Source organism: Limnovirga soli (genome assembly GCF_013106755.1).
In the GTDB taxonomy this organism is placed as follows: domain Bacteria; phylum Bacteroidota; class Bacteroidia; order Chitinophagales; family Chitinophagaceae; genus Limnovirga; species Limnovirga soli.
Genome location: NZ_WHPF01000010.1, coordinates 1 through 15,085, shown reverse-complemented (window position 1 = coordinate 15,085; position 15,085 = coordinate 1). Strand labels below are relative to the sequence as shown.

The window sequence follows — 15,085 nt, the reverse complement described above, 5'->3', positions numbered from 1 at the left end:
TCTGTTCGCATCTTTACCTAAAACAATAAAATTTTCATTATGTTATCTGCCAATCAATCACCTGAACAGTATACACATAATCCTGCTGCTTACAGTTATGTTGAGCTTATTGAAGAAACCAATATCCCGGTTGAAGATGTGGTGACAATGGTTAAACAAGGCAGCGAAAAAGGCTTTAACTTACTTTACGATAAATTTTATCAGGCCATCTTCATTGCCATTAAAACTATTGTGGTGCAAACTTCGGTTACGGAGGATTTGCTGCAGGAAACCTTTATAAAAATTTGGAAAAACATACATCAGTATAACCCGCAAAAGGGCAGTTTTTACACCTGGCTTATTAAAATTGCCCGCCATACTGCAATAGATTATGTACGATCGAAAGAATATAATAACCAGAGAAAAAATTTACCCGAAGAGGTACTCTTTACTAATAATTGCCCGGCACAATTAGCTGAACAAAAATATGCTGACGACGGATTAAGATTTGCTGTAAAAAAGCTGGATCCTAAATACAGCGAAGTGATTGACTTGATTTACTTTTACGGTTACACATACGATCAGGCAGCCAAATATCTTAACATGCCCCCGGGTACTATAAAAACCAGGGCACGTAAAGCAATGCTGCTATTAAAAAAATATATTGAATGAATATTGATGCATTTATAGAAAGTGGAATATTACAGGATTATTGCCTTGGTGTTTTATCCGCTCAGGAAATGAAACATGTAGAACAAATGTGTACCCAATACCCACCAATAGCACAGCAATTACAACAACTACAAACCGGCCTTGAAAACTATGCCGCTTCAAAAACTTCCCACAGAAAAGAGGTACTTAAAAAACAAATTTGGAACGCCATTAATAAAAAAGATCCCAACCATTCTTAATATAATTTGTCTGTTGCCCTGGGTACAAAAAATTTTTGTATTAGCCCGGCATTTTCAACATAGCATCACTGCTTGCGTCGCACACTTGTGCGTTCCTGCCATATAGCAGCAAATATTTAGCACCACAAAACATACAATAAATTTCGGGTAGTATTATAGCTATTGTACTGCGTATTTTATTCGCGCCAATCATTGCTCAATACTGCTCCGAACCCTGAACCGAGCGTGGCAAGTAAAGCTCCATTCATAACCAACTGCCGGTTACCAAAAAAATTCCAACTACTTTTTTTACAACCCGAAAACTAAATCGTTTCTGTTCCCGTATGTTAAACAACTGCAGTTAATCTACCGGAAATAAAACACCCGGCTTCTCTTTTATTATCTATCATTCTTAAAACAAAAAAAATGAAACTAAACATGACCAAAACATGGCGTATGCTACCTGTTGCGGCGGTAATGGGAGCATCCCTATTATTGATGTCGTCCAGCCACCGGGAAGCACCAATGATTGCCAACGATCCGCTGGCAGATAACACCGATTTGTATGCATTCCGTAGCCCTGATAAGCCCAATAAAATAACCATTATAGCCAACTACAATGGTGCACAATTACCTTTTGGCGGCCCAAATTATTATCAGTTTGGCAGCAATATCCGCTACGAAATACATATTGATAACAATATTGCCACACCCGGCGATGATATTGTTTACCGTTTTACATTTAAACAGGTGAACGAAGACCCAACCACTTTTTTCAACATAAGACTTGGTAAAGAAAATCTGAAGACAACCTATACCATGGAAAAAAGCACCAATGGCGGTGTAAGTTTTACAACCGTTAAAACCGGTGGGGTGGTGCCTCCGTATAATATCGGGCCACGCTCTATTCAATCAACAACCGGTCTTGGTGCAGCCAACTATACTACCCTTGCTAAAGCAGCTATTACTACTGCCAGCAGCGGTGAAACAGTTTTCTGCGGTCCGGTAGATGACCCATTCTTTGTAGACCTTGGTGGTATCTTTGATTTGGGCGACGCCCCACGTACTACAGGTTCTAAACCATCGGATGGATTGGCTTGTAAAAACGTTTCTACTATTGCCCTGCAAATTGATATTGCTGAATTACAAAAAGACCATAAAAATGTAAGACAGGCAGCCAATATACTTGATGGCGAATATGTAATTGGTGTTTGGGCTTCTGCCAGCAGACAAAGCATGCGTGTATTAAATGGCGATGGTACCGAAACACATTCGGGTGATTGGGTACAGGTATCAAGATTGGGTATGCCTTTAACCAACGAAGCCGTTGTGCCAATTGGTTATAAGGATCTTTGGAATTCATTAACTCCATATGAGGATCTTACCAACCTAAGCAAATTTGGTAATTTCTTTTACAACCCTGAACTTTCTTTATATATGGACGATGCCCAGTTTGGTGGCGCCGTACCTGGACTAGCGCCCTTACGTGTACAAAAAAATTCATTGGGTTCATTCGGCTTTGGTAACGGGCAGGATGGCTTGTATAGCCTAAAAGGTACACCAGCTGTTGCAGGTACCGCTTTAGACGATGCAATTTTTGGTACGCTATTATTGCCTGCTCCGGGTTCTCCGCGTTCAGTTGATATCTGGCCTATTTTTCATACGGGTGTTCCTAACCTAAGGCCTTACCAGTTGGCTACAGGTAAAAATGGCGATCCATTGGCAGCCGGTAAGCCTTTCATCAACAATTTCTTACCAAATGGTGGCGATATGCTAAGGCTTAATATGGCCGTACCTGTTACACAGCGTAATGACCCTGCTTTTAGTGCAGATGGTATTATAAGCGCTGCTGTTGCTGGTTTACTGGATACCAACTATAATCAAAACACCAATATTCAATTCATTCCAAACATGGATGGTTTCCCTAATGGCCGCCGTTTGGAAGATGATGTAACCCGTATAGAATTACAGGCCGTAGCCGGTGTTGCATTGGCAGCTATTGGTTTGCCTTACGATGATTATACAGGCACCAGTTTGGTTACTCCACAACTATTGAATGTATTAGGTTATAACACAGGTGTTAATGCCAATGATGCGCCTATTTCAATTAAGTTCCCTTACGAAGCATTGCCTTGGTCTGGCGTTGATAGTAAATGTGGTTGTGCAACACCTGCAGCACAGGCAGCACCTTATCAAATTCCGGCACAAGCAGCAATAACTGGCAGCGAAGTATCAGCACCGCAGCTGATTGCTTCAGCATTTCCAAATCCATTTATTGCAGCTACAACCATAAAATACAGGTTGGCTAAGCCCGCAGCAGTTTCAATAAGTGTGTATAGCTCAAATGGTACTTTGATTAAAAACCTGGTTAACCAAAAACAGTTGGCCGGTACTTATAATGTAGGCTGGAACGCAAGTTCCACTGCAAAAGGCATTTATTTTATCAAAACATCCATTGATGGTACAGCTACTCAAAGTGTGCGTATTGTAAAACAATAAAAGGTATAAAGGCCGCAACTAATGTTGCGGCCTTACTTTAAATAATTGTATTAAACAGCAATAATGTATCAAGCACTATAACTGTATGCAGCTGCACTTGCCACGCTCGGTTCAGGGTTCCTCCTTTGTGGCATCATTTCTTAAAACTACCTCACCTAAAAAAAATAAACACATACCTACACCTTTACTATAGATTTTATAAAAATGGGTTATCGTTAAATCATCAAACATCATGAAAAAAAATACCATCTATATCACCATCATTGCAATATTTATAATAGCATTGGGGGCAATATATTACCGATATGCAACTATAAAAGCACCATCCTATGCAGAGCAGTATTCATTACTGCCGCGCAAAGGTGCTACTGCCAATTCGCCTGAATGGTTAAAAGTAAAGGCCCAGGCGTATACACTGGAGCAAAAAATTAAAGCCAATTCAGCAGATACTAAATCTCTGATACAATTATCTACCTTATTTATACAGGAAGCAAGGGCTACCGGCAATTTTGCCTATTACGATAAAGCCGCCATGAAATATGTAAATGATGTACTGGCGCAAGACGAAAAAAATTTTGAAGCCCTAACTTTAAAATCGCTCTTATACTTATCACAGCACCATTTTTCTGAAGGGCTTGATATGGCCGAGCAGGCAAAAACGATGAACCCTTATAATTCATTTGTATGGGGTATTATGGTAGATGGCAATGTAGAAATGGGTAATTATGCGGCCGCGGTTACAGATGCCGATAGTATGCTGGCAATTCGACCTGATATCCGCTCTTATTCACGTGCATCATACCTACGTGAAATTTATGGAGATTATCCCGGCGCCATTAGTGCCATGAAACTGGCCGTAGAAGCAGGCTTTCCCGGTGATGAAAGTACTGAATGGTGCAGGGTGCAGCTGGGCCATTTATATGAAAATACCGGCGACTTATTAAATGCCAAAATGCAATACACCATTGCTGCTCAAAACCGCCCTGAATATGCGTATGCACTGGCTGGGTTAGCCAGAATAGCTGTTGCAGAAAAGCAGTATAACAATGCCATTACCTATTATCAGCAGGCCGATTCATCTGTAACTGATTTTTCTATAAAAGATGCGATGGCCGATGTATACGAAATAATGGGTAAAAATAAAGAGGCCCATACACTTAGAAACGAAGTAATACAAGCCATGAGCAAAGAGGCCGAAAGTGGCAACAGCGATGCGAATATCGGGCATTATGTAGATAAGGAACTGGCCTATGCATACCTTAAAATAGATAATTACGAAAGTGCAGAAAAACATGCTTTATTGGAATATAACCGCCGCCCCGATAATATTGATGTAAACGAATGTGTAGCCTGGGTATATTATAATAAAGGCGAGTATGCCAAAGCATTGCCCTATATAAAAAATGCGCTTAAAACAAATTCTAAAAACCCGGTTTTGTTATGCAGGGCCGGATTGATCTATGCCAAAACAGGTGAGAAAATGTTGGCAAAAGCAACTTTGCAAAATGCTTTATCGGCCAATCCAAATATTACTGATATGCTTAAAACAGAAAGCATTAATACGTTGCAAACTTTATAAACAAGTGAAGTAAAAAGGGTAATGTTGATTTTTGCCATAACTGTTTGTTTTAAAGGCCCTGATTCTGCTGCATTAAGTTGCATAAGTACAAGAGTGCGACGCAACGGATGTCTATTTAAGCACTTGTGTTTGGCTTCAAATTCACCAAAGTTTCATAATAAATATTTTATACAATGGTTCCCGTACAAAATGGTGTTTACAAAAAATGGCTGGCCTGTATTTGTTGTCTGCTGGCCGTTACAGCGATAAGTGCCCACCCCATTAATATTGCCATGGAACGTGCTGCTACTGAGGATGTGGTTTGGTTTTATTTTAAAATGGGTATTATGCATATTATACCATTGGGTACTGATCATATTCTTTTTGTGACCAGCTTATGCCTGTTAAGTAATAAAATATCTACTATTTTATGGCAAGCTTCGGCATTTACGGTGGCGCATACCATTACGCTGGCACTAAGTATGAAAAGTATTATTGTAGCACCCAGTCAGTTAATAGAACCGGTGATTGCATTATCCATTGTATTTGTTGCCATAGAGAATATTATTCTTAATGAATTAAAACCCTGGCGGGTAGTTATTGTGTTTTTATTTGGGCTGGTACACGGACTTGGATTTGCCAGTGCGCTAAACGAGGTAGGCTTGCCCCGAAATAATTTTTTTACCTCGGTACTGGCATTTAATGCCGGTGTAGAGATAGGGCAAATTGCTGTGATACTACTGGTGTTTTTGCTGCTTATTATTCCGTTTGGTAAGAGGCTGCAATATAAAAAACAGGTGGTATTTCCTTTGTCTGTTATAATTGCACTTATTGCCGGTTATTGGACAATAGAGCGGGTACTTAGTTTGTAAATTGCCACGGTATTTATTGCCTATTGCATTCGCTGATATAAGGTGCAATATTGTTTAAATAATTCCTGATAGGTAGCATGGTTAATTGAATTTGGCTCAAATTGCTTTGAAATGGTAATAAACTCATTTACCTGTTCAATGGCTGGAATCATTTGCATTGCATACATGGCAATAAATGCTGCGCCTAAGGCAGAGGCATCAGTGGAATCGCTTAGTACAACGGTTTTGCCAAACATATCGGCCAGTAATTGCATCCACCAATTGCTTTGTGTGGCCATGCCGCTGGTAAATATTTTTGTTACAGTGCTATTGTTTTTTTCGATGGCCGTTAATATTTGTAGCAGTGCAAAACTAATACCTTCAATTACCGCCCTGGCAAAATGTGCTTTTGTATGTTGTAGGGTAATGCCATAAAACATACCCTGTGCAGTTTCGTCCCAAACAGGTGCTCTTTCGCCTAGTAAATAAGGCAAAAATAATAGACCATCACTACCTGCAGGTGCTGTTGATGCCAATTGCATTAATGCCTCAAAGTCGGCCGCAGATTGTATTTCACCATTCATGAAATTCTTGGCAAACCATTGTAAAACAATACCACCATTATTAATGGGGCCGCCGGTTACCTGCAATGCATCGGTAAGTACATACCTGAATAATCCATGTAAAGGTGGAGGCAGTGTAGCGGCAGGTATGGTAACCCTTATAGCCCCGCTGGTACCAATGGTTAGTGCTGCTGCTGTAGCATTAAGTGCACCGCAACCTAAATTGGCCAGGCATCCGTCGTTACCACCTATAACTACCGGAATTGTATTTTGCAAACCTAACCTTTGCATAAAGGCCAGCTGCAACTTTTCTATATGAAATGTACTTACCACCTCAGATAATCTATCTGTATCAATACCGGCAAGTGCTAAGGCAGCTGAACTCCATTGTTTATTACCGGCATCATATAAACCGGTGGCAGAGGCAATGCCTTCATCAACAATATATTTTCCAACCAACTGCCATAGCACATATTCTTTTATGGAGATGAATTTATATGCTGCATTGAACATTTCAGGCTGTGTTTCTTTAAGCCAAATTATTTTTACCAGCGGACTCATTGCATGCAGTGGCGTGCCTGTTATTTCATACACATTTTTGGCTACATCGTTTTGACGCAACCTGTTTGCAACGGCTTTACTTTGCGTGTCGGCCCAGGTATATGCCATGGTAAGTGCCTGGCCATTTTCATCAACCGCCAACAGACTATGCATAGCGGCGCTAAAACAAATGCAACAAATGTTATCAGCCGGCACTGCCTGTAAACATTGGGTTAGTAATTCAAGTACTTGTTCAAAAATATCAGCGGCTTCCTGTTGGTGTTGCCCTTGCAGTAATTGCATCGATGTTACGGGCAATTTAAAATGATGCAGTACGGTTGCCTTTTCATTCAGCACCAGCGCTTTACTATGGGTAGTTCCTAAATCGATGGCAATAATACAAGACATGCAAAACAGATTTACGGTGAAAATAGGGCAAATACTTATTTATTTAGCCCTGCAATAAATATTATGGCAGGCATTACTTGCGTCGCACTCTTGTACTATACCGCTATATGCAGCAATAAAAGGCAAGGTATTTATTCATTTTCATAACGGCCAAGGTTATGGGTTAATACAGTAATCTGCTGCTGCATGTAAGTTATTTTTTGCAGTAAGTGGTTGATGGTTTCCAGGCCTTCCAGGTTTATATCCATTTCATAATAAAAGCAGGCCAGCTTTTCTATTTCACGCAGCTGACTAATAGGTAAATACACATTTTCTTCCACCCGGGTAATTTCTATTAAGCCTGATTGCTGTAAAGCATAAATAAACGATAGCTCAATGTTATGGTGGATACAAAACTCAGTGGCGGGTATCATTTCTTCTGTTTGCATACAAAAAGCTATTTAAGTGTTGATAAAGTGGTAAAAAGTGCTTTCTGTTCTTCAGTTAAGTTCACAGGTAATTTTACTTCATAGGTAATATACAAGTCGCCTGTTTCGCCCTCTTTTTTATATAGGGGAAAGCCTTTTCCTTTTAGCCTTATTTTGGTGCCGTTTTGTGTTTCGGGCTGCACTTTTAATTTTATTTTCCCGGTAAGGGTTTCAATGGTTGTTTCACCGCCAAGTATAGCTGTATAAAGGTCTATGGGGATAGTGGCAAACAAATCGTTGCTGCTGCGTTTAAATACCGGGTGTTGGGCAATTGAAAAGCTGATAAATAAATCACCGGCGGGGCCGCCATTTGCACCGGGTGCACCATGGCCTTTTAGTTTTATCATTTGGCCGTCTTCAATGCCGGCTGGTATGGTAATGCGTATGTTTTTGCCATTTACGGTTATGGTTTGCTGGTGCGTTTGCATGGCTTCGGCAAGGCTAAGGTTTAGGGACGCATTATAATCCTGCCCCCTGTATTTGGGTGGTTTACTGCGGCTGCCGCTGCCAAATATGGTTTCAAAAAAATCAGAGAAATCGCCATTTTCGTTGCCGGCGAATTGCTGGCTGCCGGCATATTGCTGCCTGTTTTGTGCAGATTGGCGTTGCTGTTCAAATGCATCTGCATGTTCCCAGTCTTTACCATATTGGTCGTATTTTTTTCTTTTTTCGGGGTCGCTTAGCACTTCGTTGGCTTCGTTGATTTGTTGAAATTTCTGGTGTGCTTCCTTATCGTTAGGATTAAGATCGGGGTGAAGTTTGCGGGCCAGTTTGCGATAGGCCTTTTTGATATCATCGGCGGCGGCGTTTTTAGGAATGCCCAGGATGGTATAGTAGTCAATAAATTCCATATGCGTTTTTTGTGCTTTTCTGAGGTTAGAAAGTTTGCTGCAATAGTTTTATGCCAGCAAAATTTTTATTTGAAGCAATGTTTAGTTTGTTAGGGTTACGGCTATTACAGAGAACCCTGTGGTGGTAAGACCATCAAGGTTATTGTAATTGCTTTATATTGTTAAGTATGTTTTTTAGACTAAGTGCGTTGTTGCTGAATAGCAAACCAGGTGTACAAGAGTGCGACGCAAGCGGGGCTTTATAGTAGTGCAATTGCCGGGCTCATAAGCTCCTCCTACCAGTTTTAATAGGGGAGTATTGCAAAAAGTTAAGGCAGTAAGGATATGAAGAACTAAGATGCCAGTTCTACATTTATGGCATTAGCACCTTTGGGCCCCATTTCAATTTCGAAGCTTACTTTACTATTTTCCTGAATGGCTTGTTTAAGCGCATTGATGTGCACGAAAATGCTTTGTTGCGATTCGTGGTCTTTAATAAAGCCGTAGCCTTTAGATTCGTTAAAGAAGGTAACTGTTCCTTTTCTGATAAGTTCTGAAGGATCTTGTTCCTGATGCTTGGGCACACCAATTTCTATGTCTTCCAGTTTAATCTTCTTCATCTTCCGCGGATCAGGAGGGGTAGAAGAGAGGTTGCCATTTTCGTCAACATAGGCCAGCATATCATCAAGGCTGGTGTTTTTGGCATTCTCTTTACGTTCCTGCTTTCTTTCAGCTTTTTCTTTTTTGCTTTGTTGTTTTTTCTTTTCTCTTTCTTTTTTGTTCCAGGTTTCTGCCATGTTTTGTTATTAAATGATGGAATATGCTGTATGCGCAGCATGATAAAGTAGATGCGGATCTGAGGAAAAAATTTGAATTACTTCTGCAGATTTGGCTAAAGGTAGGCTTTTTTGAGGCGCTAGTAGCTACAAAGTTTTAGGTTTAATTGAAATTGTAGTTATTAGCGCATTTGAAGTGGTTTGAGGTAAGCAAAAGTTTTGACTGAATTGTTTTCTGCTTTTGCTGTTTTATTATCTACGGCCTGTTAAATAAAAATGCGGCAAGCCATTTTTGGCCTGCCGCATTTTTTTAAAACCATTGTAAAACCTGCTAATTAGGGTATTGTAATGATTTGCCCATATTTGTTTACTGCATGTTTTGTACCTACAGCTCCGTTCTTATTCAGGTATTTAGCTTTTGAATTGGTGGATTGCCCTGAAATGCTAATAGCTTCCGGACAAGTGGTAAATACATCAACGGTAATACTTGACGAAGCACTGAGTCCATTTATATTGGTTACATTAATAAAATAGGTACCTGCTGTTGTTACCGGATTGATTACGGGGCTGGTAAGGGAAGAATCGCTGTAATAATCGATGGTTAATCCGGTTGTATCGCTGGTAATGCCGGTACTTAGATCGGCCGTGGTATCATTACAATTCGGAATAATATTTTCTGTGGTGATGCTTGGTGGCGGCAGTACACCTGTTACTGTAATGTTGGTTTGCAATACCCTGGCAGCAGGATTGCCAAAAATATCAGAATAGGTTAAAAATAAAGAATAAGTACCATTGGGGATGGTGCTTAATGAACTCGATAAAAGCCCAGGCGTTTGGGATATATTATTTCCGTTTAATTGAAAGGTTTGTAAACCGGAGCCACTGGTTAAAAGATTTACTTGTACGCTGGTGCATCCTGCGAATGTAAGGCTTGCTGTATTGTTTAAAGCATTTTCAGGTAGTGTAAATGAAAGATCTATCATGCCATTATTAACGCTGCTGTCGCCTGGTAGAATTAGTGTTGGCTCGGCTGTGTTCCCGTCTACTAATAAGGTTATGCCCGTAGAACTGGCAACTGTATTACCCACAGAATCCTGGAATTGTAATGTTAACGTGTATGTGCCATCCTCTAAGGAAGCGCAATTGGTGGCGGCTACTTTGGGGGACAAAGCAATATTATCTGCATGAATGGTTAAAGAATCAGCGCCTGCTGCACTGGTATTTAAAGTGGTGGTACAGGAAGTGCCGGTTTTGCTAAACACCAGCTTTACTGAATTTGCCAATGGCTTTTCAGGCAAAGTAAAAGCTACATTAAAACTGTCGGCACCTTTAATAGCTAGATTGCTTACAGGTGCTGTTAAAATTGGTATTGCCGTAAAATTATCAATGTAAATATTATATGCGGTATCTCCTGCAAGGGTATTGCCAAGTGTATCTTTATAATATAATTCAATATTATAGTTGCCTGTATCTATGCTATTATTACTGGCAGAAAGTACATAGGAAGAAGCAGTAAAGTTTTTAGTATTTAAAGTAAAATTGTTACTACCTACCACTGAATTTCTTAAAATAAGCGAATCTCTTGAGCCAGATTTATTAAACACCAGTTTCATGGTTTGTGCAGAGTCTTTTTCTGGTAAATTAAATTTGAAATCCAGGAATTGATTTACTGTTGTACCGTTTAATGGCGTATCAATCCTGGGTGCTAATGTGGTATTGTCAATGGTGATGGTTTGTGTAGCTGAAGCAGCAGAATTGGAAAACCTGTCCTGATAGGAAAGTATCATGGTATAGGTTCCATCAGGAAGTGTAGAAGAAGTAGCAGATACTATATTCCCTGCCGCTGATATATTGCTGGTGTTAATAGTTAATGTATCTTTTGGTTTACTATCAGCAAGTGTTAATGTATTGGTTATTGGGCCTACAAAAGTTAGGCTTTTACTGCCGCTTAAATATGTTTCAGCTACACTATCCCTTATTACAAAAGGGCTTTTTACAGTTAAGTTGTTTGCAGGAAATAAAATGGCCGGGGGCAAGGTTTTGGTATCAATATATACATTGGTTCTGGTGGTAGATCTTAAAGTGGTGCCACCAGCTGCTGCCGGCCTTACATATTGGCAGTAAACGCTATATAAACCTTCGGGCATGGCTGTTGTTGGCGAAGCAGTATAGGTATTGGATGAATTGGTAGGATCTGTTGGCCTTACTGTAAATGAGCCTGGTGAAGGGCTAGTGGATGTCATTGTTAGGGTAAACACCTGGGGGCTATTTGCGTTATAATAATAACCACCCGTTAATGTATACACCACCTGTATTTGCTGAGGTGTACCTACAGGGTCGCTAATAGTAAAAAGTGTTGATACTGTAGTTACATTCGTACTGCTGCTGGCCGGACTAGAAAGTGTAACCGATTGACCCCTTGTGGTTAATTGCAACACAACTAACAATAGCAGGCTAATCAACATTTTTTTTGCTTTAACCTGTTGGGTAAAAGGGTAAAAAAATGGATAAGTATATTTAGTTATTAGGTTCATGTTATTTTATTGACATTGTTGTATTTACCGATGTTTTTATTTAGCTAAATCAGGAAGCTTTTAAAATATAATTCCTGTTTGTGCCGTATAAATAAAACTATTCCCATGCTCATCCTGATAGCCTAGTAAAAGGGTATAGGTGCCTGCAGCAATGCTATTTTGGGTACTGCTAATTACCCCCGGACTATTGTTAAGGTCATTTTTATTTAAACTAAAAGTTTGTAAACCACTGCCAGCTGTTTCCAAAATGATGTCTACATCACTACAACCTCTTAGTTTAAGACTTACCCTGTTGTTTAATGCATTTTCGGGCAATGTAAAGGATAGGGCCAATGTATTGGAAATGGTAGAGCTGTCTCCAGGTAATATCAAAACAGGTTTTGCTGTTCTGCTATCTACTAGTATTGTTATGCCAGCGGAACTGGTAACTGTATTACCCACAGAGTCCTGGTATTGCAATGTTAGGGTGTATGTGCCATCCTCTAAGGAGGCACAATTGGTGGCGGCAACTTTAGATGATAAAGCAATATTACCCGCATATATGGTTAAAGAATCAGCACCGGCTACACTGGTATTTAAAGTGGTGGTACAGGTAGTGCCTGTTTTGCTAAACAACAGCTTTACTGAATTTGCCAATGGCTTTTCGGGCAAGGTAAAAGCAACATTAAAACTGTCAGCACCTTTAATAGCTACATTGCTTACCGGTGCCGTTAAAATTGGTATTGCCGTAAAATTATCAATGTAAATATTATATGCGGTATCTCCTGCAAGGGCATTACCAAGTGTATCTTTATAATATAATTCAATATTATAGTTGCCTGTATCTATACTATTACTACTTGCAGAAAGTACATAGGAAGAAGCAGTAAAGTTTTTAGTATTTAAAGTAAAATTGTTACTACCTACCACTGCATTTCTTAAAATAAGCGAATCTCTTGTGCCTGATTTATTAAACACCAGTTTCATGGTCTGTGCAGAATCTTTTTCTGGTAAGGTAAACTTCAAATTCAGGAATTGATTTACAGTTGTTCCGTTTAATGGAGTATCAATTCTGGGCGCTGATGTTGTATTATCAATGGTAATAGTTTTGGTAGAGGTAGTGGCACTATGAGAAAATCTATCCTGATAAGAAAGTGTCATATTATAAGTGCCATCTGGTAGTGTTGAGGAAGTTGCCGATACTATATTGCCCCCAGCTGTTATATTACTGGTATTGATAGTCAAGGTATCTTTTGGTTTGCTGTTGGCAAGCGTTAAGGTATTGGTTATTGTACCAACAAAAGTTAAGCTTTTGCTGCCCGATAAATAAGTTTCATTTACACTATCCCTTATTATAAATGGGCTTTTTACTACTGCATTATTAGCTGGAAATGTAATTACTGCTGGCAAAGTTTGCACGTCAATTAATATATTGGTTCTGGTGGTAGATTTTAATGTGGTACCACCTGCTGATACTGGCCTTACATATTGGCAAAAGGCGCTATAAATACCTTCGGGCATAGCTGTTGCCGGGGAAGCAGTATAGGGATTCGCCGCATTGGTTGGGTCAGTTGGTTTTAGTGTAAATGTGTTAGATCCATTGACAGGGGTTTTTATGGTTAATGTAAACACCTTGGAACCATTTAAATTATAATTATAGCCTCCTGTTAGTGTAAACACTATCTGTATTTGTTGTGCTGTTCCTGCCGGGTCGCTTACTGTATAACTTACTACTGCATTGTCTACCTGAGTGCTGCTGCTGCTTGGAGTAGAAAGTGTAACTGATTGCCCGCTGGTGCATATTTGCAGACCAATTAACAGTGTTATAGTAAAGAGAAGTTTCATAATTGTTTTCATTTAGCGTAGGTAGTAATTAAGTTTATACAATTGTACTTATTATTTTATGTTACCATTTCTATTCTTTTAATACCGGCAGTAGCAATTATGGCAGCTTTACTTGCGTCGCAATCCTTTCATCGGTTGGTTACTAATTGGGATTTGCCTATTTTGTATCCTTATTTTTATGTACTCCATTGCTGCACTATATTCTGTTGTACAAGTGTGCGACGCAAGTAAAGCTGCTTATTTATGCTATTGCCTGGTTAATAATTTTTATTAATAATAATAGTCAAACTGAATTCTATCGGCCACACTTAAAGCATACGAGCCATTATTTGCCGGATTATACGTTAACACATCATCTACCACACTATAGGCTGTATTGCTTATTCTAATACCATTAATATACATTTTAACCTTACTGGTTGCAGAGGGTTTTTGTGTTAGTGTAAAACTCGTTTGTGCAGCGGTTGCACTAAACTCATCTGCTACCTCACGAACCAGATAACTATTGCTATCAATGCTTCCATCGGCTTTTAAAAACTGAGCCGAAGTACCTGTTGGCGTTTTAACACCAGCAGCTGTAAGGGTGCCGGAGGTTTTTACATCAGTTATGTTACTGTTACCCAATTGGATGGTATTGGACCCATTACCTACTGCATTATGTCCAATTACAATTTCATTGCTATCGTTATTGTTTTTGGGGCCGGCATCATATCCAATAATTACGGCGTTGTTAATACTGGTAACCTGGTTAGCACCTACGCCATCATAATGAATACCGGATTGTGAACCAATCGCAATATTATTGCTACCTGCTGCATTGAATCTTAATGCATCCCGGCCAAATGCGGTATTATGTTCACCTGTTAAATTGAAATACATAGTTTGTACACCAGCAGCTGTGTTAGAACTACCTTGTGTATTATTGCTGAGTGTGCCAAATCCGGTTGCTACATTTTCACCGCCGGTTGTATTCGCATTTAAAGCACCGTTGCCTATAACTGTATTGGTACTAATATTGCCTGGCCCTGTACCAATGGTAATGGAATTAACCAGAATAGTTGTGTCAAAAGTTTTTAAACCAGCAATACTTTGACCAGTAGAAAGGTCAACGAAGCTTTTTGTGGAAGAGCCGGTACCACCATTTGCAATATCTACTATTCCTGTAACATTAGCAGCATTTCCTGTTATATCGCTGTTTAATTTAGCGTAAGCGCTAAGCATGGCAGCTGTATCGGCAATGTTTAATTTTAATTGAAGGCTATCCTTTAATATGGTTAGCGAATCAATCAGGCCTTGCGTGGTGGCATATGCGCTTAACATTGCAGCTGTATCAGCGATATTTAATTTGCTGTCAGCAGCACTGTTA

The 15,085-nt window shown here is 39.6% G+C and carries 12 protein-coding genes; 5 read left to right on the top strand and 7 right to left on the bottom strand.

Annotation, left to right across the window (positions count from 1 at the left end):
• The first annotated feature begins 39 nt into the window (after positions 1–39).
• The 5 genes from GD597_RS14355 to GD597_RS14335 all read left to right on the top strand — a co-directional run bounded on the left by GD597_RS14355 (position 40) and on the right by GD597_RS14335 (position 5,798).
• Positions 40–651: an RNA polymerase sigma factor gene (locus tag GD597_RS14355; protein ID WP_171608578.1), complete on the top strand. Its 612-nt coding sequence runs from the start codon at positions 40–42 to the stop codon at positions 649–651.
• Positions 648–890 carry a hypothetical protein gene (locus GD597_RS14350; RefSeq protein WP_171608577.1) on the top strand — a complete coding sequence of 81 codons (243 nt, stop codon included), beginning with the start codon at positions 648–650 and terminating at the stop codon, positions 888–890. The genes GD597_RS14355 and GD597_RS14350 overlap by 4 nt, the downstream gene beginning before the upstream one ends.
• A 405-nt stretch (positions 891–1,295) precedes the next feature.
• On the top strand, positions 1,296–3,368 hold the full coding sequence (locus GD597_RS14345; RefSeq protein WP_171608576.1) for a DUF4331 family protein: 2,073 nt from the start codon (positions 1,296–1,298) through the stop codon (positions 3,366–3,368).
• A 232-nt stretch (positions 3,369–3,600) separates the two neighbouring features.
• The gene (locus GD597_RS14340; protein WP_171608575.1) at positions 3,601–4,947 is read left to right on the top strand and encodes a tetratricopeptide repeat protein; all 1,347 of its coding nucleotides are present in this window, start codon (positions 3,601–3,603) and stop codon (positions 4,945–4,947) included.
• A 173-nt stretch (positions 4,948–5,120) separates the two neighbouring features.
• Entirely contained in the window at positions 5,121–5,798 is a 678-nt protein-coding gene (locus GD597_RS14335; protein WP_171608574.1) for a HupE/UreJ family protein, read from the top strand.
• A gap of 20 nt (positions 5,799–5,818) precedes the next feature.
• Here the strand turns inward: GD597_RS14335 and GD597_RS14330 are convergent, their stop codons facing one another.
• The 7 genes from GD597_RS14330 to GD597_RS14300 all read right to left on the bottom strand — a co-directional run.
• The gene (locus tag GD597_RS14330; protein ID WP_171608573.1) at positions 5,819–7,288 is read right to left on the bottom strand and encodes a gluconokinase; all 1,470 of its coding nucleotides are present in this window, start codon (positions 7,286–7,288) and stop codon (positions 5,819–5,821) included.
• A 131-nt stretch (positions 7,289–7,419) separates the two neighbouring features.
• Entirely contained in the window at positions 7,420–7,716 is a 297-nt protein-coding gene (locus GD597_RS14325; RefSeq protein ID WP_171608572.1) for a chaperone modulator CbpM, read from the bottom strand.
• An 8-nt stretch (positions 7,717–7,724) separates the two neighbouring features.
• Positions 7,725–8,606, bottom strand: coding sequence for a DnaJ C-terminal domain-containing protein (locus GD597_RS14320; RefSeq protein ID WP_171608571.1), 882 nt, complete (start codon positions 8,604–8,606; stop codon positions 7,725–7,727).
• Positions 8,607–8,938: 332 nt separating this feature from the next.
• On the bottom strand, positions 8,939–9,382 hold the full coding sequence (locus GD597_RS14315; protein ID WP_171608570.1) for a cold-shock protein: 444 nt from the start codon (positions 9,380–9,382) through the stop codon (positions 8,939–8,941).
• Positions 9,383–9,696: 314 nt separating this feature from the next.
• On the bottom strand, positions 9,697–11,895 hold the full coding sequence (locus GD597_RS14310) for an Ig-like domain-containing protein (RefSeq protein WP_171608569.1): 2,199 nt from the start codon (positions 11,893–11,895) through the stop codon (positions 9,697–9,699).
• 60 nt (positions 11,896–11,955) lie between these two features.
• Positions 11,956–13,719 carry an Ig-like domain-containing protein gene (locus tag GD597_RS14305; protein WP_171608568.1) on the bottom strand — a complete coding sequence of 588 codons (1,764 nt, stop codon included), beginning with the start codon at positions 13,717–13,719 and terminating at the stop codon, positions 11,956–11,958.
• 270 nt (positions 13,720–13,989) lie between these two features.
• Positions 13,990–15,085, bottom strand: a 1,096-nt coding sequence (locus GD597_RS14300; RefSeq protein WP_216368589.1) for a hypothetical protein, incomplete at its 5' end; no start/stop codon positions are given.

What these genes read in the sequence shown, in the direction of transcription:
- GD597_RS14325 (WP_171608572.1), bottom strand. Translation starts at nt 7,716, where the DNA reads ATGCAAACAGAAGAAATGATACCCGCCACTGAGTTTTGTATCCACCAT.
- GD597_RS14310 (WP_171608569.1), bottom strand. Translation starts at nt 11,895, where the DNA reads ATGAACCTAATAACTAAATATACTTATCCATTTTTTTACCCTTTTACC.
- GD597_RS14320 (WP_171608571.1), bottom strand. Translation starts at nt 8,606, where the DNA reads ATGGAATTTATTGACTACTATACCATCCTGGGCATTCCTAAAAACGCC.
- GD597_RS14355 (WP_171608578.1), top strand. Translation starts at nt 40, where the DNA reads ATGTTATCTGCCAATCAATCACCTGAACAGTATACACATAATCCTGCT.
- GD597_RS14315 (WP_171608570.1), bottom strand. Translation starts at nt 9,382, where the DNA reads ATGGCAGAAACCTGGAACAAAAAAGAAAGAGAAAAGAAAAAACAACAA.
- GD597_RS14305 (WP_171608568.1), bottom strand. Translation starts at nt 13,719, where the DNA reads ATGAAACTTCTCTTTACTATAACACTGTTAATTGGTCTGCAAATATGC.
- GD597_RS14335 (WP_171608574.1), top strand. Translation starts at nt 5,121, where the DNA reads ATGGTTCCCGTACAAAATGGTGTTTACAAAAAATGGCTGGCCTGTATT.
- GD597_RS14350 (WP_171608577.1), top strand. Translation starts at nt 648, where the DNA reads ATGAATATTGATGCATTTATAGAAAGTGGAATATTACAGGATTATTGC.
- GD597_RS14340 (WP_171608575.1), top strand. Translation starts at nt 3,601, where the DNA reads ATGAAAAAAAATACCATCTATATCACCATCATTGCAATATTTATAATA.
- GD597_RS14330 (WP_171608573.1), bottom strand. Translation starts at nt 7,288, where the DNA reads ATGTCTTGTATTATTGCCATCGATTTAGGAACTACCCATAGTAAAGCG.
- GD597_RS14345 (WP_171608576.1), top strand. Translation starts at nt 1,296, where the DNA reads ATGAAACTAAACATGACCAAAACATGGCGTATGCTACCTGTTGCGGCG.